Annotated in this window: 22 protein-coding genes and 1 tRNA gene; 13 read left to right on the plus strand and 10 right to left on the minus strand. The window is 60.6% G+C overall.

What is annotated here, in order from left to right; translation table 11 throughout:
* Positions 1-323 precede the first annotated feature (323 nt).
* The 4 genes from Q668_RS15225 to Q668_RS15240 all read left to right on the plus strand — a co-directional run bounded on the left by Q668_RS15225 (position 324) and on the right by Q668_RS15240 (position 4,347).
* Entirely contained in the window at positions 324-893 is a 570-nt protein-coding gene (locus Q668_RS15225; protein WP_022990493.1) for a TMEM165/GDT1 family protein, read from the plus strand.
* A 52-nt stretch (positions 894-945) separates the two neighbouring features.
* The gene (locus Q668_RS15230; protein WP_036220269.1) at positions 946-2,001 is read left to right on the plus strand and encodes a L,D-transpeptidase family protein; all 1,056 of its coding nucleotides are present in this window, start codon (positions 946-948) and stop codon (positions 1,999-2,001) included.
* A gap of 64 nt (positions 2,002-2,065) precedes the next feature.
* Positions 2,066-3,529: an NfeD family protein gene (locus tag Q668_RS15235; RefSeq protein ID WP_036220226.1), complete on the plus strand. Its 1,464-nt coding sequence runs from the start codon at positions 2,066-2,068 to the stop codon at positions 3,527-3,529.
* A gap of 29 nt (positions 3,530-3,558) precedes the next feature.
* Positions 3,559-4,347 carry a slipin family protein gene (locus Q668_RS15240; protein WP_022990496.1) on the plus strand — a complete coding sequence of 263 codons (789 nt, stop codon included), beginning with the start codon at positions 3,559-3,561 and terminating at the stop codon, positions 4,345-4,347.
* Positions 4,348-4,412: 65 nt separating this feature from the next.
* Here the strand turns inward: Q668_RS15240 and Q668_RS15245 are convergent, their stop codons facing one another.
* From Q668_RS15245 to Q668_RS15255, 3 genes are all read right to left on the minus strand, one after another.
* Positions 4,413-4,694, minus strand: a complete 282-nt coding sequence (locus Q668_RS15245; RefSeq protein ID WP_022990497.1) for an Lpp/OprI family alanine-zipper lipoprotein — start codon at positions 4,692-4,694, stop codon at positions 4,413-4,415.
* Between the two features lie 203 nt (positions 4,695-4,897).
* Positions 4,898-5,452, minus strand: a complete 555-nt coding sequence (locus Q668_RS15250) for a L,D-transpeptidase family protein (protein WP_022990498.1) — start codon at positions 5,450-5,452, stop codon at positions 4,898-4,900.
* 112 nt (positions 5,453-5,564) lie between these two features.
* A complete protein-coding gene (locus Q668_RS15255) occupies positions 5,565-7,289 on the minus strand; it encodes a potassium/proton antiporter (protein WP_022990499.1) in 1,725 nt (574 codons plus the stop codon).
* 70 nt (positions 7,290-7,359) lie between these two features.
* Here Q668_RS15255 and Q668_RS15260 point away from each other — a divergent pair.
* Positions 7,360-7,433 (plus strand) — tRNA-Gly (locus Q668_RS15260).
* 15 nt (positions 7,434-7,448) lie between these two features.
* Here Q668_RS15260 and Q668_RS15265 read toward each other — a convergent pair.
* A complete protein-coding gene (locus Q668_RS15265) occupies positions 7,449-8,759 on the minus strand; it encodes an NAD(P)/FAD-dependent oxidoreductase (RefSeq protein WP_022990500.1) in 1,311 nt (436 codons plus the stop codon).
* A 255-nt stretch (positions 8,760-9,014) separates the two neighbouring features.
* Between Q668_RS15265 and Q668_RS15270 the strand changes: the two genes are divergently transcribed.
* From Q668_RS15270 to Q668_RS15290, 5 genes are all read left to right on the plus strand, one after another.
* On the plus strand, positions 9,015-9,638 hold the full coding sequence (locus tag Q668_RS15270; RefSeq protein WP_022990501.1) for a YbhB/YbcL family Raf kinase inhibitor-like protein: 624 nt from the start codon (positions 9,015-9,017) through the stop codon (positions 9,636-9,638).
* A 141-nt stretch (positions 9,639-9,779) separates the two neighbouring features.
* Positions 9,780-10,631, plus strand: a complete 852-nt coding sequence (locus Q668_RS15275; RefSeq protein WP_022990502.1) for a UDP-2,3-diacylglucosamine diphosphatase — start codon at positions 9,780-9,782, stop codon at positions 10,629-10,631.
* Positions 10,632-10,878: 247 nt separating this feature from the next.
* On the plus strand, positions 10,879-11,394 hold the full coding sequence (gene ectA, locus Q668_RS15280; protein ID WP_022990503.1) for a diaminobutyrate acetyltransferase: 516 nt from the start codon (positions 10,879-10,881) through the stop codon (positions 11,392-11,394).
* A 178-nt stretch (positions 11,395-11,572) separates the two neighbouring features.
* On the plus strand, positions 11,573-12,841 hold the full coding sequence (gene ectB / locus Q668_RS15285) for a diaminobutyrate--2-oxoglutarate transaminase (RefSeq protein WP_022990504.1): 1,269 nt from the start codon (positions 11,573-11,575) through the stop codon (positions 12,839-12,841).
* Between the two features lie 50 nt (positions 12,842-12,891).
* Entirely contained in the window at positions 12,892-14,343 is a 1,452-nt protein-coding gene (locus Q668_RS15290; protein ID WP_022990505.1) for an aspartate kinase, read from the plus strand.
* A 100-nt stretch (positions 14,344-14,443) separates the two neighbouring features.
* On the opposite strand, the gene Q668_RS17330 is transcribed toward Q668_RS15290, so the two are convergent.
* The 4 genes from Q668_RS17330 to pdxH form a co-directional block, all read right to left on the minus strand.
* Positions 14,444-14,635: a hypothetical protein gene (locus tag Q668_RS17330; RefSeq protein ID WP_022990506.1), complete on the minus strand. Its 192-nt coding sequence runs from the start codon at positions 14,633-14,635 to the stop codon at positions 14,444-14,446.
* Between the two features lie 98 nt (positions 14,636-14,733).
* Positions 14,734-15,318: a DNA-3-methyladenine glycosylase I gene (locus Q668_RS15300; protein ID WP_022990507.1), complete on the minus strand. Its 585-nt coding sequence runs from the start codon at positions 15,316-15,318 to the stop codon at positions 14,734-14,736.
* Between the two features lie 14 nt (positions 15,319-15,332).
* A complete protein-coding gene (locus Q668_RS15305) occupies positions 15,333-16,094 on the minus strand; it encodes a 4'-phosphopantetheinyl transferase family protein (protein WP_036220230.1) in 762 nt (253 codons plus the stop codon).
* A complete protein-coding gene (gene pdxH, locus Q668_RS15310) occupies positions 16,063-16,698 on the minus strand; it encodes a pyridoxamine 5'-phosphate oxidase (RefSeq protein ID WP_022990509.1) in 636 nt (211 codons plus the stop codon). Before pdxH ends, Q668_RS15305 begins: the two co-directional genes overlap by 32 nt.
* A 155-nt stretch (positions 16,699-16,853) precedes the next feature.
* On the opposite strand from pdxH, the gene Q668_RS15315 reads away from it, so the two are divergent.
* Positions 16,854-19,670, plus strand: a complete 2,817-nt coding sequence (locus Q668_RS15315) for a DUF748 domain-containing protein (protein ID WP_036220271.1) — start codon at positions 16,854-16,856, stop codon at positions 19,668-19,670.
* A 24-nt stretch (positions 19,671-19,694) separates the two neighbouring features.
* On the plus strand, positions 19,695-20,300 hold the full coding sequence (gene yfbR, locus Q668_RS15320; protein WP_022990511.1) for a 5'-deoxynucleotidase: 606 nt from the start codon (positions 19,695-19,697) through the stop codon (positions 20,298-20,300).
* 25 nt (positions 20,301-20,325) lie between these two features.
* Here yfbR and Q668_RS15325 read toward each other — a convergent pair whose 3' ends face one another.
* On the minus strand, positions 20,326-21,360 hold the full coding sequence (locus Q668_RS15325) for an SPFH domain-containing protein (protein WP_022990512.1): 1,035 nt from the start codon (positions 21,358-21,360) through the stop codon (positions 20,326-20,328).
* A gap of 2 nt (positions 21,361-21,362) precedes the next feature.
* Complete coding sequence (locus Q668_RS15330) at positions 21,363-21,824, minus strand: NfeD family protein (protein WP_022990513.1); 462 nt, start codon at positions 21,822-21,824, stop codon at positions 21,363-21,365.
* Positions 21,825-21,974: 150 nt separating this feature from the next.
* Here Q668_RS15330 and Q668_RS15335 point away from each other — a divergent pair, with 150 nt between their 5' ends.
* On the plus strand, positions 21,975-22,790 hold the full coding sequence (locus Q668_RS15335) for an SDR family NAD(P)-dependent oxidoreductase (protein ID WP_022990514.1): 816 nt from the start codon (positions 21,975-21,977) through the stop codon (positions 22,788-22,790).
* Positions 22,791-22,883 lie beyond the last annotated feature (93 nt).

The raw sequence follows: 22,883 nt of genomic DNA on the forward strand, positions 1-22,883 counted from the left end.
GCCTGAAGGCTCGATACGGTGACCGCTGGCGCTGGCTGGCAACCGGCTTTGTCGCCGCCATCCCGGTCTGGAAGATGCGCAGTTGAGTCGGCGGTTGTTATCGGCGCCTGAAATGACTACCATATTGCCTCCTTCGGGGGAGTAGCCTCCGCACCGGTTTGTTTCCGGTCGGACGGTGGTCAACATACTTGGAGCCCAATCTCCATGGCCACCGTGTTCCACGAGTAATCGCTGGAATTGGCAAGACCTGGGGCAGATCACCTCCAATGGGCGGAAGGTGGGCTGCTTCATGTCAATTTTGCTCCGCCCAGAGGCCTGTCTGAATGGATGCTTTCCTCGCATCGACCCTTGCCGTAACCATTGCCGAGATTGGTGACAAAACCCAGCTGCTGTCGTTGTTCCTGGTGGCCCGCTATGCGACCCGCACACCGATTATCCTGGGCATCCTGATTGCCACGGTGCTTAACCATGCGCTGTCTGCCTGGATTGGTGCCTGGGTGGCGGCACAGATTCCCGCCGCCTGGTTGCCGTGGATCCTGGCCATAAGCTTTATTGCCATTGCCTTGTGGTTGCTGGTGCCGGATAAAGACGACAGCGAAGATTCGAAATTCCTGGGCATGGGCGCCTTTATGGCGACCACGATTATGTTCTTCCTGGCCGAAATCGGCGACAAGACCCAGGTGGCCACGGTGGTGCTGGCGGCAAGGTATACCGAGACATTCTGGGTTATTATCGGAACCACCGTAGGTATGCTGATCGCTAACGTACCGGTTATTCTGGCCGGCCGGTGGTTGATGGAGCGCCTGCCCCTGGCCACGGCGCGGATCAGCGCCAGCATCCTGTTTGTGGTGCTGGCGATCGTTACCATTTGGACAACCTTGATGAACTCCTGACGCCCTGGCCGGTCTTCTGGTGTGGCAGGATGTTGAACAGGAAATAAAGATGATGCAGTTGAACAACCCTTTCACGTGGCTGCTGGTACTGCTACTTGCCAGCTCTGGCGTGCAGGCCAGTGGCCAGCATGCGCCGGAATCCGGGCCTGGGGAGCAAGCAGCCACCGACCAGGCGGCCGACCGCTCGCCACGGGTGCCGACCTTTGCCCTGAACGGTGATCTGGCCGGGGAGCTGCAGGTATTCACCACCGCCTATGAAGACACCTTTGCCGGCATTGGTAACGAGCTGGCACTGGGCTACCTGGAGCTGGTGAAAGCCAATCCCGGCGTGGACCCCTGGCTGCCCGGTGATGGTACCGTCATCACCCTGCCCCGTATGTACGTGCTGCCGGATGTGCCGCGCAAGGGGATTGTGATCAACCTGGCCGAGTACCGGCTATACTACTTCGCCGAAGACGGTGTTCAGGTATACCCCGTGGGCGTGGGCACCGAGGAAAACCCGTCGCCGCTGACCAACGCCGAGGTGACCATGTCGCTGGAATCGCCGGCCTGGTATCCACCGGCCAGTATCCGGGCCGAGTATGAAGCTTCTGGTGATTTCCTGCCCCGGATGATCCCCCCGGGCCCGGGCAATCCGCTAGGCAGCCATGCCTTGCTGCTCAGTGAGAAGGGCTATCTGATCCATGGCACCAACAAGCAGTTTGGTGTCGGCATGGCCGTCAGCCATGGTTGTTTCCGGATGTATAACGAGGATATCTCGCGCTTTGTCTACCAGGTGGAAAAAGGCACGCCGGTGCGGGTGATCCGCGAGCCGGTCAAGCTGGGCCTGTCCGGCGGCGAGGTCTGGCTGGAAGTGCACCGGCCCCGCGAGGATTACACGGCCGAGGATCGCGACAAGCTCTGGCAGGAAGTTTTCGCGAAGGTCGAAGGCTTTGTACAGCAACACCCGGATGTGCAGGTGCGGCGCCAATCCATTGAAATTGCCGTAGACCAGGCCGACGGTATTCCCACCATGATTGGTGAAAAACTCACGCAAATGGCCGCTGATGAGGGCGGCGAACCGCCACAACAACCAAAAACCGAACCTGGCCAGACGCTGTACTTCTGACGGCGCGGCCCGGATCAACGGTCGGGGCCAACACGCGTCCTGACCATCCCGACCGGAGGGCACGATGCACGCACCGCCATTTCAGAGTCGACCCAGCTATCGCAGGGCAACATGCTGGGGGCTGGTGTTCCTGGCCGGAGCCTTGCTGTTACTGGCTAGCCTGTCATGGCAGGCACTGGCCCAGCAGGAACGCCGCGGAACCGCCCTGGTGCTGACCGTGGAAGGCACCATTGGCCCCGCTACCATGGACTACGTAACCCGGGGTATTCGCCGGGCAGGGCAGGAGAATGCCGGGCTGGTGATACTGGAGCTGGACACCCCGGGTGGCCTGATGGACTCCATGCGCGAGATCATCAAGGCTATCCTTGCCTCCGACGTGCCCGTTGCCACCTACGTTTCGCCCCAGGGCGCCCGCGCAGCGAGTGCCGGTACCTATATCCTCTACGGCAGCCATATCGCGGCCATGGCCCCGGCCACCAACCTGGGTTCTGCCACACCGGTACAGATGGGTGGCCTGCCCGGTTCTCCGGAATCGCCTTCCCCTTCTCCCGCAGACAACACGCCTGAAGACGCTGCCGGCGAACCCGAAGACACCCGCGCCGAACCGGAAAAGCGCCGTGGCGAGACGGCCATGGAGCGCAAGGTGCTGGAGGATGCGGTGAGCTACATCCGCGGCCTGGCCGGGCGCCATGGCCGCAATGCTGACTGGGCCGAGGAGGCCGTGCGCGAGGCAGTCAACCTGGGTGCCAGCGAAGCGCTGGAGCTTAACGTAATCGATGTAGTGGCTCCGAACCTGGCGGCCCTGTTGTCCGCCATTGATGGTCGCACTGTGCAAATGGCCTCTGGCCCGCGCACCCTTGAAACCGCTGGGTTGGACCTGGTGCGGGCAGAGCCCGGCTGGCGCACCCGGCTGCTGTCGGTGATCACCGACCCCAACGTGGCCTACTTCCTGATGATCATCGGCTTTTACGGCATCATCTTCGAACTGTCGAATCCCGGTGCCGTGTTCCCCGGGGTGATCGGTGCCATCTGTCTGATACTCGCGTTGTTTGCGTTTCAGGTGTTGTCGGTGAATTACGCCGGCCTTGCCTTGATTCTGTTGGGGTTGGCGTTCATCGTGGGCGAAGCCTTTGTGCCCAGTTTCGGAATACTGGGTATCGGCGGCATTGTCGCCTTTGTGACCGGTTCGGTGATCCTGATGGATGGCAGCCACCGGCAGATTTCCCTGCCGACCATTGGCGGAACGGCGGTGGTGGCGGGTGGCTTTATGTTGTGGACGGTCACCCGCTTTATCGGCCTGCGGCGCCGGCACCCGGTCAGCGGCAGTGAGCAGATTGTCCATGAGCATGGCCTGGCGCTGGATGACTTCAGGCCGGACCATGACCAGTTCGCTGGCCATGTCCGGGTCAGTGGAGAGCGCTGGAACGCCCGCTGTGCCACGGCGATAACGGAAGGTATGGGTGTCAAGGTAACCGGCATTGACGGGCTGACCCTTCGGGTTGAGCCCGCACCGGAATCGGGACACTAGGACAATAATCGGCAATACAAGGAGGCCGTATGAACCTGGGTGACTTCATCCCCTATCTTGCACCCACCGTGGTGCTGCTGCTGATCCTGGGGTCAGCCATCAAGATCCTGCCTGAATACGAGCGGGGCGTGGTGTTCTTTCTGGGCCGCTTTCAGGGTGTGAAGGGGCCGGGGCTGATCATCGTGATTCCCGGCATCCAGCAAATCGTCCGGGTAGACCTGCGGGTGATTACCCTGGACGTACCCAGCCAGGATGTTATCTCCAAGGACAACGTGACGGTGCGGGTTAACGCGGTGCTGTACTTCCGGGTAGTGGACCCGGAAAAGTCTATCATCCGGGTGGAAGATTATGGCGCGGCGACCAGCCAGCTGGCCCAGACCACCCTGCGCTCGGTGCTGGGCAAGCATGACCTGGACGAGATGCTGTCGGAGCGGGACAAGCTGAACGCGGACATCCAGGAGATCATCGATGCCCAGACTGAGGAATGGGGCATCAAGGTGGCCAACGTGGAAATCAAGCATGTCGACCTGAATGAATCCATGATTCGCGCCATCGCCCGGCAGGCGGAGGCCGAGCGGGAGCGCCGGGCCAAGGTGATCCATGCCGAGGGTGAGTTGCAGGCGTCGAAGAAACTGGTTGAGGCTGCCGAGGTGATGTCGGCCAATTCCGGTGCCATGCAGCTGCGTTACCTGCAAACGCTGGCGGATATGAGCAACAACAACTCATCCACCATCGTGTTCCCGCTGCCCATGGATATGATCCGGAACTTTATGGAAAACCAGGCGGGCCACAAAGGGCCGGACCAGCCAGGCCAGTAACGGTCCGGTTTTCAAATACACACAAAAAAGGCCGGTTGAACCGGCCTTTTTGCTAAGCGTCAGCCTTACTTCTGGCTGGCACGCTCCAGCATGCGCTTGGCGCGCTCGTTCGCTTCGTCAGCGGACTTCTGAGCAGCGCGGGCAGCAGCCAGGGCTTCTTCAGCAGTCTGCTGGGCAGTGCGAGCGGAGCTGGCAGCGCTGTTAGCAGTGTTCAGGGCGTTGTTAGCAGTCTGCTCAGCGGAGCTTGCAGTTGCATTGGCTTCGTCGATAGCAGCCTGGTCAGTGGTGGCACAACCTGCAGTCAGAGCAGTGGCCAGTGCAAACCCAGCGATCGTCAGTTTACGCATGGTAAATCCCCTTATTGGTCGTTTTATTTCCTGTGATCCAGAAGTCAGTATAGACGACTTCCTGTCAACTATGCCCGATAGGCAGTGACTACCGGAGTCGTTAAACAGTGTAAAACACTCTGAAGGAAAATGTTAACTGAGGATAGGTAAAAATTCTTAGCTTATGACAACAACTTAATCGCGCTGTCATAAACGCCCGGGCATCAGGGCATGATCCGGATGGGGGTGCCGTCGTTGACCATGGCCCAGATCTCGTCCATCTCTTCATTGGTGACAGCTATGCAGCCTTCGGTCCAGTCCAGCCCGGCATAGGCGAAGGCCATGTCGCCGGCATCGTTGGGCAGGCCGTGAATCATGATGCTGCCACCCGGGTCCAGGCCCCAGGCCTGCGCCAGTTCCCGGTCTTTCGGGCTGGGGTAGGAGATGTGGATGGATTTGTAGAAATCGCTCTTCGGGTTGCGCCAGTCAAGGGTGTAGTCGCCTTCGGGGGTGCGTGAATCGCCTTCGTAAAGCTTGTGGCCAACCGGGTTATCGCCCAGGGAAATCCGGTAACTGCGAACCCTCCGGTCGCCACTGAGCAGGTGCAGGCGGCGCTCGCCTTTGTGCACAATCACCTGGGTGATTTCAAAGTGGTCTGCCAGCTCCGGCTCTGCCACAGCCGGCGTCATCCGGGTGTTAGCCCGGGCTAGCGGCTCGGTAGCCCCGGCAAAGGGTGTCAGCAGTGTTGCAAAAACGATCAGAAAGGCTCGAAAAATCATGGTGCCGGCGATGGGAGTCCAATGGTTAAACTTTGTTCATGGAGTTTATAACACAGCCAGCCGGCGGATTGATAAGGGGTTTTGTTACATTTTTTGGTGCCGGTGTGCCTGCTCAGCCATTTTGTGAGGCATCCATCTTCAGACCCACCTTGGTGACCTGGTCGGCATTGGTGGCCCGGGCTACCAGGGTAACCGGGCCCAGGGTGACCTTGTCGCCCACCACCGGGTGACCCTTGGTGCGCTTGGCGAAGCACTCGGCAAGCGAAAGGTCCGGTGACAATCCGTCGAACTCTATGCCGTAAACCTGCTCCACATCGCCCAGCAAGGCATCGCCGTTGAGCACGAAATCACCAAAGAAGGCGCGCTCGGCCAGGTGTTTCGGTGCCTGCCGTCCACTCAGGGCCTTGCCAAGCTCTGGCAACACCGCCGGTGTGGCAAACATGGCAACGACGTCGCCGGTCGACACCTCAAGGTCTGTGGTGGGCTGCAGGCACTGGCGATCCCGGAACACCCCGGCAACCGCGGTATTGTCCGGCAGCCGCAACTGCCCGAGCATTTTCGGCGATTCCCAGTTCTGGCCCCGGAGCGGGAACAGCATCAGCTCATGATCGCCCGCCGCCGGTGCGTCCAGAGGCAAGCGGCGATAGGGGTCTTCGCCGGCCGGCACTTCCAGTTTCAGCATGCGGGCCAGGGGGGCCATGGTTGTGCCCTGCACCACCAGCGATACCAGCACGATGAAGAACGCGGCGTGGAACACCAGCTGGGCGTCGGGCAGGCCGGCGATAATCGGGAACAGGGCCAGCACAATCGGGACCGCGCCCCGCAGGCCCACCCAACTGATAAAACCCAGCTCACGGCGGTTGAAACCGAACGGCCAGAGTGTCAACAGTACCGTTGCCGGGCGAATCACGAAGATCAGTGTAAAGGCCAGGATCAGGCCGGCTCCGGCCAGTGGCACCAGGTCCGACGGGTTGACCAGCAGCCCGAGCATCAGGAACAGGCACAACTGGGCCAGCCAGGCCAGGCCATCGTGTACCTGCAGGATCATGGGCATCATGCGTACGTGGCGGTTACCGACCACCACACCGCTCAGATAAATGGCAAGAAAGCCGCTGCCACCGATGGCATTGGTGGCAGAGAACACGGCAATGCCGGCGGCGCCGACCAACAGGGGATAAAGGGCGGGCGTCAGGCGCATCCGGTTGGTGAGTGCGACAATGGCAAAGCCACCCAGAATCCCGGCGGGTGCGCCAATCCCGAACTGCTGAACCAGCATCAGCAAGCCGGACGCCAGGGCGCCGTCCTGGTGCTCGCTGATCAGGGTAACCAGCATCAGGGTGAGGAAAATGGCCATCGGGTCGTTACTGCCCGATTCGATCTCCAGCGTGGCACTGACCCGTTCGTTCAGGTGCAGGCCCCGGCCCTGCAGTAGGGAAAATACCGCGGCGGCGTCTGTAGAGGAAATGATCGCGCCGATCAGCAGCGCCATCAGCCAGTGCAGGTCGAACACCCACCAGGCGACGATGGCGGCACCGCCCGCGGTCAGGGCTACACCGACGGTGGCCAGCACCAGTGCCGGCCGCAGCCCCACCCGGAAGGTGTCCACCCGGGTGCGCATACCGCCATCCAGCAGAATCACACCCAGGGCCAGATTGGCGATCAGGAAGGCCAGCTCGAAATTGTCAAACTCGATGCCGCCGGGCCCGTCTTCGCCCATCATCATGCCCACGGCAAGGAAGACCAGTAGCACAGGCATGCCAACGCGGCTGGAAAGGGGGCTGAGCACGATGCTGAAAACCAGCATCAGGGCGCCAATCAGGGTGAAGGTGGGATCCATCAGACTCCAACTAAAGGGGCTTGCCCGGCCATAGCTGCGGGCTTATATTGCTTGAACAGACATTATGCCGGCGGGCGTAGCTCAATGGTAGAGCTTCAGGTTCCCAACCTGGTGACGTGGGTTCGATTCCCATCGCCCGCTCCAGTCCGGCAGTTTCCCTCAGTGCAGCTTCAATCTCGGGTGCATGGCCCGGCTGATCTTGTCCATGAGCCAGATAATGCCCGTACGCACAAACCCGTGCAGCGCGACCTGGTGCATCCGGTACAGGGACACGTAAAACAGCCTGGCCACCTTGCCTTCAATGTACATGCTGCGGCCAGACAGGTTGCCCATCAGGTTGCCAACGGTGGTGTATTTGCTGAAGTTGATCAGTGAGCCGTGGTCGTTGTAGACAAAGGCTACCGCTTCCTTGCCTTCAAGCCGGTTACACAGGGTTTCGAACAGGGTATCTGCCTGCTGGTGGGCGGCCTGGGCCCGTGGAGGCACCGGCCGGTCAGAATCCGGTTGCGGGCAGGCGGCGCAATCACCGAAGGCGAAGATGTGGTCGTCCCGGGTGGTTTTCAGGGTTTGTTCTACCATCAGCTGGTTGCCGCGGTTGGCCTCCAGCCCGTCCAGATCAGCCAGAAAGCCCGGGGCCTTGATGCCGGCGGCCCAGATGGTCATCTCGGACGGCAGTTCGGTGCCGTCTTTCATCACCAGGCTGTTCTCCCGTACTTCGCTGACCGGCTGGCCGGTCAATACCTGCACTTTCTGGCGCTGCAGTTCCCGGGTTGCGGCGGCAGACAGCCGGCCAGGCAGCGCCGGCAGAATGCGGTCGGCCGCTTCGATCACACTGATGGAAACGTCTGACGACTTCAGGTGGTTCATGCCGTATACCGGCAGTTCCCGGGAGGCCAGCCGCAGCTCCGCGGCCAGTTCCACACCCGTGGCGCCCGCCCCGATGATGCTGATGTTGAGGCTGTGGGGCTTGCCCTGCAGGGCTTCATGATTCTTGCGCAGGAAGGCATTGAGCATCAGGTTATGGAACCGCCGTGCCTGGCGCAGGCTGTCCAGGAAAAGACAGTGTTCCTGGGCACCCGGAGTGCCGAAATCGTTCGCAGTGCTGCCTACCGCAATCACCAGGGTGTCGTACCGGATGCGGCGTTCGGGCACCACTTCATTGCCTTCGTCATCGTGGAAGGCCGCAATGACGATTTCCTTGGCTGAGCGGTCGAGCCCGCTCATCCGGCCAAGCTGGAATTCGTAATGGTGCTTGCGGGCGTGGGCGCGGTAGTTGATTTCGTTGGCGCTGGCGTCGAGGGAACCGGACGCGACCTCGTGCAGCAGGGGTTTCCAGACGTGGGTCAGGCCGGCATCGACCAGGGAAATGCGGGCTTTGTGTTTCTTGCCCAGTTTGTTGCCCAGCCGGGTGACCAGTTCCAGGCCGCCGGCGCCACCGCCGACAACTACGATGTGGTGCAGGTTTTCCATAACGATCGCCTTGAAGTGAAGAGAGCCAAGCGCTCTTTCGGCGAAAAACGCTTGGCTGTCCTCACTGACTTTGTCCAGTCCCTGACTGGAGGCGGCTAATACTAACGTCGTAGTTCCGGCATGACAATTCAACGAAAGTGGCTTTTTGCTGCCTCGTTGGGCCTGGTCGCGATTGATTAATCCGATGCCATGCGGCACTTTAGGGTAAACGCCCACAGAGGCTTGGACCATAACCCTGCTAACAGGAGAACCACTGTGAAACTGGAAGTCAAAGGCATTGCGGACGGCCAGCCGATTCCCGAAAAGTTCGCGTTTGGTGTATTCAGTGAACAGGACCACATGAGTTTTGGCCCCAACCGGAACCCGGAACTGGTGTGGGAAGGCGCGCCGGAGGGCACCAAAAGCTTTGTGGTAGTGATGTTTGACCCGGATGTGCCCGGCGTGGCCGACGATGTGAACCAGGAAGGCAAGACCGTAGCGGCCGACCTGCCCCGGGTAGACTTCTTCCACTGGCTGCTGGTGGACATCCCGGCCAGCGTTGCTCGCATCCCGGAAGGTGAGGACAGTGACGGCGTCAGCCCCAAGGGCAAGGATCACGGCCCCGGCCCGATCGGGGTGCGCGGTGTGAATAACTACACCCAGTTCCTGGCCGGCAATCCGGACATGGCCGGCACCTACGCCGGTTACGACGGCCCTTGCCCGCCCTGGAACGATGAGATCATCCACCATTACCACTACGAAGTGCATGCGCTGGATGTGGAAACGCTGGGCCTGGATGGCGAATTTGACGGCAACGACGTGCGCCAGGCCATGGCCGGGCATGTGCTGGCCAGTGCCCGGGTAACCGGTACCTACACCCTCAATCCGGATCTGCGCTGAGCGGGTTCTGACGGTGCGGGGCTGCAGCGGCTCCGCGCCTGTCTTCATCTAACTGTCTCGTGGTTGTCACCTGCGTGTCACCCGGCCTTGTCAGAGTTTTTCCTGCACTCTGACGGCTGGCCTGACAATGCAGGAGGCACCATGGGCAATTATCGCAGCGTCTTCATCTCGGATGTCCATCTTGGCACAGCGGATTGCCAGGCCGGACAACTGCTGGATTTCCTCAATACCATCCGGTGCGACACCCTGTACCTGGTAGGCGACATCGTCGACCTGATTGCCATGCAGCGTCGGGCCCACTTTCCGGAAAGCCATCGGCAGGTTGTTCACAAACTGTTGGAGCTGGCCGCCACCGGCACCCGCGTTGTCTATGTGCCCGGTAACCACGATGAATTCTTCCGCCGCTTCTGTGGCCAGACCCTCTCCGGTGTGGAGCTTCTCTACAAGGCCGTGCATACCACCGCGGATGGCCGCCGCTTTCTGGTATGCCACGGTGACCAGTTCGACCAGGTGGTGCGATGCAGCCCCCTGATGTTGCTGGTGGGTGACCATGCCCACGGCCTGCTGCTGCGGTTGAACCGCTGGTTCAACGCCCTGCGCCGTTTGCAGGGCAAGCCCTACTGGTCGCTGGCGGCCTGGATCAAAAGCCGCATAGGTAAGGCCAGAACCTTTATTCGCCGGTTTGAACTGGCAGCGCTGACGGCCGCGGAGAAGGGCGATTTCGATGGTTTTATTTGCGGACATATTCACTCTGCCGGCTTCTTGCGTGGCGAGGACGGTCTATACTGCAATGACGGTGACTGGGTTGAGCACTGCTCGGCTCTGGTGGAAACAACCGATGGCGAACTGCAGTTGCTGCAGTGGTCTGATCAGCCGGTGATTGTCATGACCGAGCAGAATGCGCCTGCGGTGGCGGGCGCGGAAGGGGATCGCCCGGTGGTGGACGTGCTGACGCCGTCGTTCATCGAACAGGTTAACCGCATTGCCGGTTAACGGCGCTGATGTTTGGAGGCCTAAACAATTTGGTTTCGGCTCTTTAGCCTTGGGTAGCTACTCATTCGGGGGGTTACGGTAAATTGTCAAAGTAATCCATAAAAAACATGAGGTTAAAAGAGTTTGGCCAAGAAGCTATTGGTGCCTTGCAGTGTCAGGGAGGGCGGTAGCCAGAGAGGGTCGACTTGAAATATATTTTGTGGTCTATATAATTCAACTCTAACTTTCGAAGCGAATTGATCACGTTATGACATCAGAAGGATCGAATACCACCGCCATCACCTTGCGCAAACCCACCAAGGATGATGGCTTCAGGCTCCACCAGCTGGTTGCGGAATGTCCGCCGCTGGACCCCAACTCGATTTACTGCAACCTGTTGCAGTGCAGCCACTTTGCCGAGACCGGCGTGGCGGCGGAGAAGGACGGCGATCTGGTCGGCTTTATCTCCGGATACATCCCTCCCCAACAGCCCGAGACCGTGTTTGTCTGGCAGGTGGCGGTACACGAGAAAGGTCGTGGCCAGGGCCTCGCCAAGCGGATGCTTAAGGAAATCGTAGGCCGGGACGCGTGCAAGAACGTCACGCACCTGGAAACCACGATTACCGAAGACAACGAGGCTTCCTGGGCGCTGTTCCGCTCATTTGCCCGTGATCTGGGAGCCGAGCTCACCTATCACGAGCACTTCGAGAAAGAGACCCACTTTGGCGGCAAGCACGATTCTGAGTTCCTGCTGCGCATCGGGCCTTTCACGAAGCCTGTCTGAGAGCCCTGATTCACAACATGTGAATCGCTGACTGCGAATCTGAACAGCCGGCAGGCCACCCGGGGTGGGCCTGCCAGATGGCTGACATCAACGCACGGCGGGCCTGTTGCGACCGACACGTTTTACCAGCAGGCCACCGCGCATTTACCTCGAACCTGACATGCTAAGAGGCAAGACAATGGAAATTTTTAAGTCTACTGAATCCGAAGTTCGTGTTTATTCCCGTGCCTTTCCGGTGATTTTCAACCGTGCCAAGAACGCGCACCTGTACACCGAAGACGGCAAACAGTACCTGGACTTCCTGGCCGGTGCCGGTTCCCTGAACTACGGCCACAACAACGATGTCCTGAAGAAAGCACTGCTCGAGTACATCGAGGCAGATGGTGTGAGCCAGGGCCTGGACCTGTTCACCACCGCCAAGCACGACTTCATGGAATCGTACAAGAAGTACATCCTTGATCCCCGTGGCCTGAACTACAAGATGCAGTTCACCGGCCCCACCGGTACCAACTGTGTGGAAGCGGCCATGAAGCTGGCCCGGAAGGTGAAAGGCCGTACCAACATCATTTCTTTCACTAACGGTTTCCACGGCGTAACGGCCGGTGCCGTTGCCGCCACCGGTAACGAGCATCACCGTGGTGGTGTAGGCGTACCCCTGGGCCACGTGGACTTCATGTTCTACGACGGCTACCTGGGTGAAGACGTAGACACCCTGGACATCATGGACAAGGTGCTGTCTGACAGCTCCTCCGGTGTTGAAAAGCCGGCGGCGGCTATCGTTGAGGCCGTTCAGGGTGAAGGCGGTCTGAATGCGGCCCGCGCTGAATGGCTGAAAGGCTTGTCCGAGCTGTGCAAGAAGCACGACATCCTGCTGATTGTGGATGACATCCAGGCGGGTAACGGCCGGACCGGCGAGTTCTTCAGCTTTGAATTCGCTGGCATCAAGCCGGACATCGTGACGGTATCCAAGTCCCTGAGTGGCTATGGCCTGCCGATGGCGCTGGTGCTGTTCAAGCCGGAGCTGGACGTATGGGAATCCGGTGAGCACAACGGTACTTTCCGTGGTAACAACATGGCGTTCGTAACGGCCCGCGCTGCGGTAGAAACCTACTGGAAAGACGATGCCTTCGCCAACGAAGTGAAGGCCAAGACCAAGGTGCTGGGCGATGCCCTGCAGGCGATCTGCGACAAGTACCCGGGTGAGTTCTCGATGAAAGGCCGTGGCCTGATGCGTGGTATCGAAGCCAAGCATGCAGACGTGACCGGTCCGATCACCAAGCGCTGCTTCGAGAAGGGCCTGATCATCGAGACCAGTGGCCCGAACGATGAAGTGATCAAGTGCCTGATGCCGCTGACCACCAGCGAAGATGACCTGCGTCTGGGCGCGAAACTGCTGGGCGAGTCTGTTGACGAGATCATGCAGGAAGGTGTGAACGAGGCGTCGTAAGACGCCCGTTTCCCCCACCTTTCCAAAACGCAGATTACGAAGGCAAGGATATGACTACGGCACAGCACACCGTCGAGAAAATCGGCGGTACATCAATGAGTAATTACGAGGCCGTGCGCGACAATATCATTATTGGCAAGCGCAAGAAGAGCGACCTCTACCAGCGGATTTTCGTGGTTTCAGCCTATGGCGGCGTAACCAACGAACTGCTGGAACACAAGAAAACCGGCGAGCCGGGCGTTTACGCCCTGTTTGCTGATGCCGAATCGGACTGGGCCTGGGGTGACGACCTCACCAAGCTGATCCAGTTGCTGACCGACATCAACGGCGAGCTGTTCAGAGACCCGATGCTCAAGCAGCAGGCGGACCAGTTCATCACTGACCGTATTGAAGGTGTTCGCGGCTGCCTGATCGACCTGCAGCGCCTGTGTTCCTACGGCCAGTTCCAGCTTGAAGAGCACCTGCTGACTGTCCGGGAAATGCTGGCGGGTATCGGCGAAGCGCACAGTGCGTTCAACACCACCCTGAAGCTGCAGCAGGAGGGCATTAATGCCCGCTTTGTCGACCTGACCGGTTGGCGTGATGCCGAGCTGCTGCCGCTGGACGAAAAGCTGAAGCAGGCGTTCGACAGCATCGACCTGAGCCGCGAGCTGCCGATTGTGACCGGCTACGCCCAGTGCAAGGAAGGTCTGATGCGCACCTTCGATCGTGGCTACAGCGAGATGACGTTCAGCCGGGTGGCTGTGATGACCAACGCCCGCGAAGCCATCATCCACAAGGAATATCACCTGAGCTCCGCCGACCCGAAAGTGGTGGGTGAAGACAAGGTAGTTCCCCTGGGTCGTACCAACTACGACGTGGCGGACCAGCTGGCCAACCTGGGTATGGAAGCCATCCACCCCCGGGCCGGTAAGGGCTTGCGCCAGAACGAGATTCCGCTGCGGGTGATGAACACCTTCGAGCCGGAGCATACCGGCACCCTGATTACCGGTGATTACATCAGCGAGAAACCGCAGGTGGAAATCATTGCCGGCGCCAAGGGTGTGTTTGCCATCGAAGTGTTCGACCAGGACATGCAGGGCGAGCCCGGCTCGGATCGCAAGATCCTGGACGTGCTGACCCGCTTCAAGGTGCGCTTCATGTCGAAGGACACCAACGCCAACACCATCACTCACTATGTGGGCACGACGCTCAAGCATGTGAAGCGAGTGGTCAAGGCGCTGGAAGAAGAGTTTCCGAATGCCGAAGTCAGCACCCGCAAGGTGGCCCTGGTGTCAGCCTGTGGCAGCGACATGAAGGTGCCCGGCATTCTGGCCCGCTCTGTGAAGGCGCTGGCAGACAAGGAGATCAGCGTGCTGGCCATTCACCAGTGCATGCGCCAGGTGGACATCCAGTTCGTGATTGACGAAGACCATTACAACCAGGCGATTGTGGCCCTGCACGGGGCGCTCATCGAGCCCCACAACCACGAATATGCCATTGTGGCGGCAACCACCGCCTGAAGAATTGCCCGCAAGCGGAACCGGTCGCTTCGCTTGCGGGTGATGGAGGACGTCTTGCCTCCTGATCGGGCGCCCGGTCGGCCGTCTCGCCTCTGGCGAGTTATTGTGGCCGGGCGTGGCCGATCACCTTTCCTTCCCCCGTTTTCTTTCCCTTCAGCCGCCGTGCAACAGCCAGAACCAGGCGCCGACCGTCAGTTGGCAGAGCAATACCACCACCGTCAGCAGCAGTCGCAATTTCAGGTACCAGGCCGGCAATGCCGGCCAGAATGGCAAGGCGGGCAACGGCGATCACGACCGCTGCCTCGGTTTCAGTTCATTGAGAATTATTCGCACGGTATAGCTCCCTGAATTGCGATACAGGGAGATTTACGCTTGCCATGCCCGTCGGGATCATCTGGCCAGTTCGAGACATTCCCGGTGGGCCGGGCAGGTGACCAGGTGATCGTTCACCATACCGGTAGCCTGCATAAAGGCGTACACGATGGTTGGGCCGACAAAGTTGAAACCGGCTTTTTTCAGGGCCCGGGACATGGCCTCGGATTCTGCGGTGGTGGCCGGTACCTGTTCGATGGTTTGCCAGTGGTTTTGCCGGGGTTGGTGCTCCACGAACTGCCAGAGAAAATCGGCAAAGCCGATGCCTTGCTCCTTCAGCGCCAGGTAGCTGCGGGCATTGCGGATAATGGACTGCACTTTCAGGCGGTTGCGGATAATACCGGGGTTCTCCAGCAGCCGGGCCTGGTCCTGCTCGGTGAAGCGTACGATCTGTTCCGGATCAAAGCCGGCGAAGGCGGCGCGGTAGCTTTCCTGTTTGCGTAAAATGGTGATCCAGCTCAGGCCGGCCTGCTGGCCGTCCAGGCACAGCTTTTCGAACAGCGCCTGGTCATCATATTCCGGGCGACCCCAGACGGTGTCGTGGTAATGCACATAGAGCGGGTCGGTTCCGCACCAAGGGCAGCGTTCGCGGATCTTGCTCATTGGGGGCCTCCGGGTCAGGTTTTTGCGCGGATAACCCGCTGGAACAGGGGTTCCCAGCTGGTGTCTGTTGGCCGAGCCGGGGTGAGTGCAAAGTCGTCCGCCGGCGGCTCCAGCAGGGTGATATCCGGCCACAGGGTGTGGTTGCCGTCGGTGGCCGCCTGGTGCACCAGGGTAATCACAAAGCCTTCGGCAGAAAAGCAGCTGGCCTGCCAGAGGCCATCAGGCTGGTCGCCGTAGAGTTCGAAGTTCTTGCGTACTTCCAGGGTTTGCAGATTGCCGGCAATGCCCCGTCCGGTGGCTTTCAGCCAGGCTTCCTTGAGGGTCCAGACCTGCAGGAAGCTGAACGGGTCATCCGCCCGGAACAGCCACTCCTGTTCCACCGGTGAAAACCAGCGCCTGGCCACACCGGTCCAGTCGGGCTTGCGCTGGCCCGGTTCAATGTCGATACCCAGTGGCCGGCGGGCGGTGGCCACGGCGGCGAGTTCCCGGCTGTGGCTGAGGCTGAGGCACCAGTGCGGGGGAGTAAGCGTTGCTACGGGGCGACCATCAACAGGAACGCAGTCTTCAGGGGCCGTATTGCTGGCGGAAGCAATGCCCTGGCGGATCAGCCAGCGGCTGGCCATGAATTCCCGCCTGCGGGCGCCTTCCAGCCGGGCCATGGTGTCGGCCTCAAAACGGGTCATCCACTCCGGCGGTGCGGGCAGGTCCCGCTGGATCTGGTGGCACAGCCAGATATGGGGCCGGTCAGGGCTGCAGGCGTTGGATGGTCCAGCCATCACCCTCTCTCACGTATTCGAAGCGATCGTGCAGCCGGCTTGGCCGCCCCTGCCAGAATTCAATCCGCTCCGGAACCACCCGGTAACCGCCCCAGAAACTGGGCAGGGGAATTTCGCCGGAGCTGAACTTGCGTTTCATCTCCGCCACTTTCTGTTCCAGCAGGCCCCGGGAAGTAATCGCCTTGCTCTGCTCCGATACCCAGGCGCCAATCTGGCTGCCCCGGGGCCGGGAGGCGAAGTATTTCAGGGATTCCGACTTGCTGACCTTTTCCACCGGCCCCTGAACACGTACCTGACGGTTCAGGCCGATCCAGGGAAACAGCAGCGCTGCCTTGGGGTTCTGCTCCAGTTCCAGCGCCTTGCGGCTACCGTAATTGGTGTAGAACACAAAGCCCCGGTTATCGAAGTATTTCAGCAGCACGGTGCGCAGGTCCGGCATCTGGTCGGTACCGGCGGTGGCCAGCGACATGGCGTTGGGCTCAAGAATGCCGGCGGTGCGGGCATCTTCAAACCAGGCCTGGAACTGCAAAACCGGGTCGTCGTTCAGGTGTTCGCGATCCAGCCCTTCACTTTCAAAATCCCGACGCATATCGCCGATGTCCATACTGCTCTCTCCGTTGGGTTGCACAGGGAGTGTTACGTCTTGCGAGGATATCGGGTTCAGTGCCGGCTGTCAGGTCTGGCTGACAAAGACTGGCGCCCGGCGGTATGCTGGAAGGAGTATCCGGAATTTCAGTGCTGTTTCAGAGGGAGTGGTCTGTGGCCGAGCAAAAGGCAGAACGTCATCTGGCGCGAAATAGTGTCATCGTGCTGGCGGTATTGGTGGGGTTGTACGCACTGGCGGGGTTCCTGTTGCTGCCCTGGTGGCTGGAAAAAGCCCTGCCCGAACAGCTGGAACAGCGTATGGGCTGGCAGGCGCAGGTGGAAAGCATTCAGGTTAATCCGTTTGCCCTGAGCATGGAAGCCGAAGGCTTTGCCGCCCGTGACCGGGCAGACGAACCGGTCACGGCCTTTGAAAAACTGCGGGTGGATGTGAGTTTCCTCCAGCTGGTGCGGGGCATTATCGGCTTCGAGGAAATCCGCCTGACCGAACCGGATATCCGCCTGGATCTGCTGGAAGACTACTCGGTGAACTACGCCCGGGACTGGCAAAACGCCAACCCGCCTGCCAGCGAACCTGAGCCGGTTCAGGAGCCGTCGGAACCACCCAGGCTGTTTTTCCGGCAGATCGCCATTGAAGGTGGCCAGCTGCTGTTCCGGGATTTCTCCCAGCCGGAAGCGGCCGAATTCCTCATCGAACCGCTGGATCTTGCCCTGAACGACCTGGCCACCTGGCAGAGGGAAGAGTCTGACAGCCAGTACTCCGTCACCGCCGCCATCGGGGACCAGCACATCGACTGGCAGGGCGACCTGAGCGTAACGCCGCTGTATTCCGAAGGCCGGTTGCGTATTGCCGATGTTCGCCACGACACCCTGGCCCACTTCCTGGCCCCCTATTTGCCCTGGCAACTGCAGGATGGCGCCGTCACCGTGGAATCCCGCTACCAGCTGGCCGGTGGTGACCAGTTTGAACTGATTACCTCCGGTGGCAAGCTGTCGATCCGTGACCTGGCCCTGGCCCTGAACGAAGGTGACGAAGAGCCGGCGCTCACAACCCGGGCCCTGACCGTGAATGACGTTGGCTTTGACCTCACCGCCCGGGAAGCTTCTGTGGGCATGGTGACCATCGAGGCACCGTTCGTGGCCGCCAGCCGTGATGCCGAAGGTATGGTCGACTGGGTAACCTCGCTGCCGGCCGGTGAGCAAGCGGCGGAGGCCGCCGGGGAAGAACCCGCAAGCTCCGCTCCGGCTTTCCGCTGGTCTGTTGAGGGTGTGGAACTGACCGAAGGTGGCGTCCGGTGGCGTGACCGGGTTCCGGAAACCCCGGCGGAACTGGCCCTGACTGACCTGGCGGTCACTCTGGGCGGGCTGTCCCAGCAGATGGATGAGCCTGTGCCCTACAGCCTGTCGGCGGGACTGGCCAGCGGTGGCAGCCTGCGGGCAGACGGCCAGGTGACACCCGCACCGTTCAATTTTGAAGGGGCCCTGGCCGGCACAGACATCGCACTGGCGGCGGTAGAACCCTATCTGCAGCTGGGCGCCAACCTGGCGGTAAACGATGGCCGTCTGGGCTTTGACGGTAACCTCGACCTGGACAGCCAGGATGATCCCATGACCGGCACCTTCAGTGGCACCGCGCAAATTGCCGACCTGGACCTGCGGCTGGCGGACCAGGACGGGCAACTGGTGTCCTGGCAGTTGCTGCGACTGGCGCCGGTGGAATTCAACGTTAATCCGGCCCGGCTGGAAATCGGCACGGTAACCCTGGTACAGCCAGCCTTTAACCTGGTGCGGGATACCGGCGGTGCCCATAACGTGGAGCGCATTGTCAAAACCGGCGCCGATGCCGGCACGGAACAAGCCGGCGCGGCGCAAGACGACAGCGCAGCCGAACAATCCGGCGAGCCAGACTTTATCTTCCGCATTGGCGAGCTGCTGGTGGAGGAAGGCTCCGTAGCCTATACCGACCGCACCATGGAGCCGGTGTTTAACACCACCTTTGATACCCTGAGCGGCAGCGTAACCGGCATCAGCAACGTGCCACCCCAGCAGGGTTCGGTGAATTTGCAGGGCCGGCTGGCGGGCGTGGCGCCGGTCACCTTCAAAGGCACCCTGGGCGCCCTGGGTACGGAAGACCCCAGCGAGCTGCAACTGAATATGGACGACCTGGCCCTGCCGGTGCTGTCCCCCTACTTCGGCCGCTTTCTGGGTTACGGCGTGGACAGCGGCAAACTGAAACTGGACCTGGACTACGAATTCACCGGAACCCGGCTGAAAGCTTCGAACCAGGTGGTGCTGGACCGAATGGAACTGGGCCAGGCGGTGGCCAGTGAGGAGGCGGTCAACGCCCCGGTAAAGCTGGGGCTCGCCCTGCTGACCGATCGCCAGGGCGTGATTGAAGTGGACCTGCCCATCGAGGGTGACCTGTCGGACCCGCAATTCAGCGTGGGCCAGATTGTCATGCGGGCCTTTGTGAACCTCTTGGTGAAAGCGGCGGCCTCGCCGTTCAGCATGCTCGGCTCCCTGGCGGACCTGGCCGGTTTCAGCAGCGAAGAACTGGGGCAGGTAAGCTTTGTGCCGGGCAGTGTGCAGCTGGCCAGCGGCGAGGCGGAAAAGCTGTCTGCCCTGGCAGGCGCCCTCAATGACCGGCCGGACCTGCTGTTGAATATCCGTGGCGCCGTAGCCGCCGAAGCCGATGGCCTGGCCCTGCTCAAAGCCGAGCGTGAAGCCCGGGGTGAACCGGTAACCGGTGAAGCCTGGGAGCAGGCGCAGCAGGCTTATCGCAATGGTGAGCTGTCGCTGCCACCGGAGACACTGGGCAAACTGGCCACAGACCGGGGGGTGGCGGTGCGCCGCCTGCTGCAGGACACCCATGGTGTGCCCTCTGACCAGCTGTTCACCCTGGAGCCGTCCCGGCAGGCGGCCGTGGATGATCAGGGCCAGGTGACCGTACCATTCAACCTGGATGTACGCTGAACAACCACCGGATCAGGAAGGCTTATGGCCAGTCTAAAGGCACGTGCTGCCAGTCATTTCTTTGCCTATGTGTCGCGCCTGCGCTGGATCAAGCGCTGGGGCCTGATGCGCAATGCCATCGAAGAAAACGTGGCCACCCATTCCTGGGAAGTGGCCACCATCGCCCACGCCCTGGCGCTGATCCGCAACCGGCACTTTGACGGGGCGGTGAATGCCGACCGCATCGCCGCTGCTGCGCTGTACCACGATGCGACCGAGGTGATTACCGGTGATATGCCGACCCCGGTGAAGTACCACTCGAAAGTGATGCGGGAAGCCTTCGGGGATATCGAGCACAAGGCCGAAGCAGAACTGCTGGCGCTGTTACCCGATGACTTGCGGGAGGATTTTGCTCCCTATGTGCGGGAGTCGCAGCTGGGCCAGGCGGAGAAAGAGCTGATCAAGGCAGCAGACCGGCTGTCAGCCCTGCTGAAATGCCGGGCCGAGATCCAGACCGGCAACAAGGAATTTGAGCCGGCGGCGGAGCAGATACTCCATGGCCTGCAACAGCAGGCACTGCCGGAAGTGCTGTACTTTCTGGAGGTGTTTGCACCCAGTTACGAGCGCCCGCTGGACCATTTGCTGGGCTAGCGAGCACCGTAACCGGGTTTATGGCTTAGCTGTTGCCGGCTGAGGCCACCATGCCACCACGCAGGCCGTCCCGGCTCAGAGCGTCCCGAACGGCATCTTCAGGGCTGCCGGCCAGTTCCCGGAACATGCCCATGGAGCCCAGCAGGGCGGAGGATTCGTAAGGTACGAAGACCCGCTCGCCGTCTTTCGCCATGGTGGGCAGGGCTTTGATGTAGCTCTGGCCCAGCAGGTAGCCGACAACGGTGCGCTTGTTTTCCTCCGAATCGCCAATGGCGTTGAGTACCAGGCGGATCGACTCCTGCTCACCCTGGGCGCGCAGAATCGCGGATTCTTTGTCGCCCTGCGCGTTCAGGATCGCGGACTCGCGCTGGCCCTGAGCCATGGCAATGGCGGCGGATTTCTCGCCTTCCGCCTCGGTTACGGTAGCCCGGCGCTTACGCTCAGCGGCCATTTGCAGGCGCATGGCTTCTTCCACTTCTTCGGGCATGCTGATGTCCTGCACTTCCACCCGGGTCAGCTTGACGCCCCATTTCGAAGCGGCATCTTCCATTTCCGCCTGGATGGCATTGTTGACCTCGCTGCGGGATTCGAACAGCTTGTCCAGCTCCATCTTGCCCACCACCGAACGCAGCGTGGTCTTGGCCAGCACCTCCACCGCCTGGCTCATATTGGCGACTTCGTATACGGCCCGGCGGGGGTCGATGATCTGGTAGTAAAGCGCCCCGTTTATTTTTACCGTAACGTTGTCGGTGGTGACCACCGGCTGGCCGGGAAAGTCCATCACGGTTTCGCGACGGTCAATGCGGACTTCGTCAGTGGTGACCGGGTGATACTCATCGCCCATGCGCATGTAGCGGATCATGCTGATCGGGCGGGGTTTCTCGATGAACGGAATGATGATGTTGATGCCGCTCTCCAGCACCCGGTTAAACGAGCCCAGGCGCTCGATCACCATGACTTCGGACTGCCGGATAATGACCAGCCCCTTGGCAATAACGAAAACGCCAACAGCGACAATGATAAGGCTGATGACCAGCCCCGGGGTAATCAATGCTTCCATGTTTACTGCTCCTTGTTGGGATGTGCGAGGTGCACGATGGCGGTTGTGCCATCAAAGGTTTCAAAAATCACTGGCGTGCCTTCCGGCAGTGCAGGGCTGCTGCCGTCCACGAGTTTCAGGCGATAGAAGTCGCCATTGACCTCAATGCCGGTGGTGCCGTCAAAGTCACGTAATTGAGAGTGGTAGAGCTTGCCGTGTTCCACGCCGGTGCCGGTGGTGCCGTAGGCGACCCCTTTGGGGGAGAACCTGGGGCGTATCCAGAGAATGGCCACCGGAACCAGAATGCCGGATAGAACCCCCATCGCTACCAGTTGCCATTCAAACGGTGCGCCGAGAGACGCCACCAGTGCGGTCAGTGCGGCCGCCACGCCGAGGGCGAGCAACAGCAGTACGCCGGAGGTGAGTTCGGCCAGGCTGAGGGCCAGGGCCAGAATCAGCCAGAAGTGGGTAAGACTCCATTCCATAGTCAGTTTTATCCCGTCGTCGAATCAAGTGGCCGGAGCGCCCGTTTCAGGGGGCGTGTGATGCCATTTTGCATGGCGGCCCAGCTGTTACAGTACCGGAGTATTAAAGTACCTGCATCAGTAGCAAAAACAAGACAGAGGGTCGTAATCATGAAGGATCTCAAGAACAAAGTGGCTGTGGTAACCGGAGCCGGCTCCGGAATCGGCCGGGCCCTTGCCAGTGTATTGGCCGCCAAAGGCTGCCGGCTGGCGCTGTCTGATGTTAACGAAGCCGGGCTGGCGGAAACCGTGGCCGCCTGCGGTGGTGCCGACGTGCGTTCTTACCTTCTCGATGTCTCTGACCGCGACGCCATCTACGCCCACGCCGAACAGGTACGGGCGGACTTCGGCCAGGTTAACCTGGTCATCAACAACGCCGGCGTGGCGCTGTCGGCCTCCGTTCGCGAGATGACCGATGAAGACTTCAAATGGGTGATGGATATCGACTTCTGGGGCGTGGCCCACGGTACCCGCGCCTTCCTGCCCCACCTGATCGAATCCGGTGAGGGCCATGTGGTGAACGTCTCCAGCGTATTTGGCCTGATCGGCGTGCCCAAGCAGAGCGCCTACAACGCGGCCAAGTTTGCCGTTCGGGGCTTTACCGAATCCCTGCGCCAGGAAATGAAACTGGAAAACCAGCCGGTGCAGGTCAGTTGTGTGCACCCCGGCGGAATCCGCACCAACATCGCCAACTCCGCCCGCATGGGTAAATCCGAAAACGGCGAAGCCCAGCGCAAAGGCTTCGATAAGATTGCCATGACCACCCCGGAAAAGGCTGCGGAAATCATCGTGAAAGGCATTCTGAAAAACGAATCCCGCATCCTCGTGGGCCCGGATGCCTGGGGCATCGACGCCATCAACCGCCTGCTCGGCTCCGCCTACCAGCCACTGGTGGAGCGTTTTTCGCGCAAGAATCTCTACATCTGAAGCGGGCGTAATTCATTTTAGGGGATAACTGTCTGGTTATTTTACAGACAGTTTTTCCTGACTATACTCAACGCTGATACAGGGAAAGGTCAG

Origin of the sequence: Marinobacter sp. ES-1, from assembly GCF_000475255.1 — a bacterium.
Classification (GTDB): Bacteria; Pseudomonadota; Gammaproteobacteria; order Pseudomonadales; family Oleiphilaceae; genus Marinobacter; species Marinobacter vinifirmus.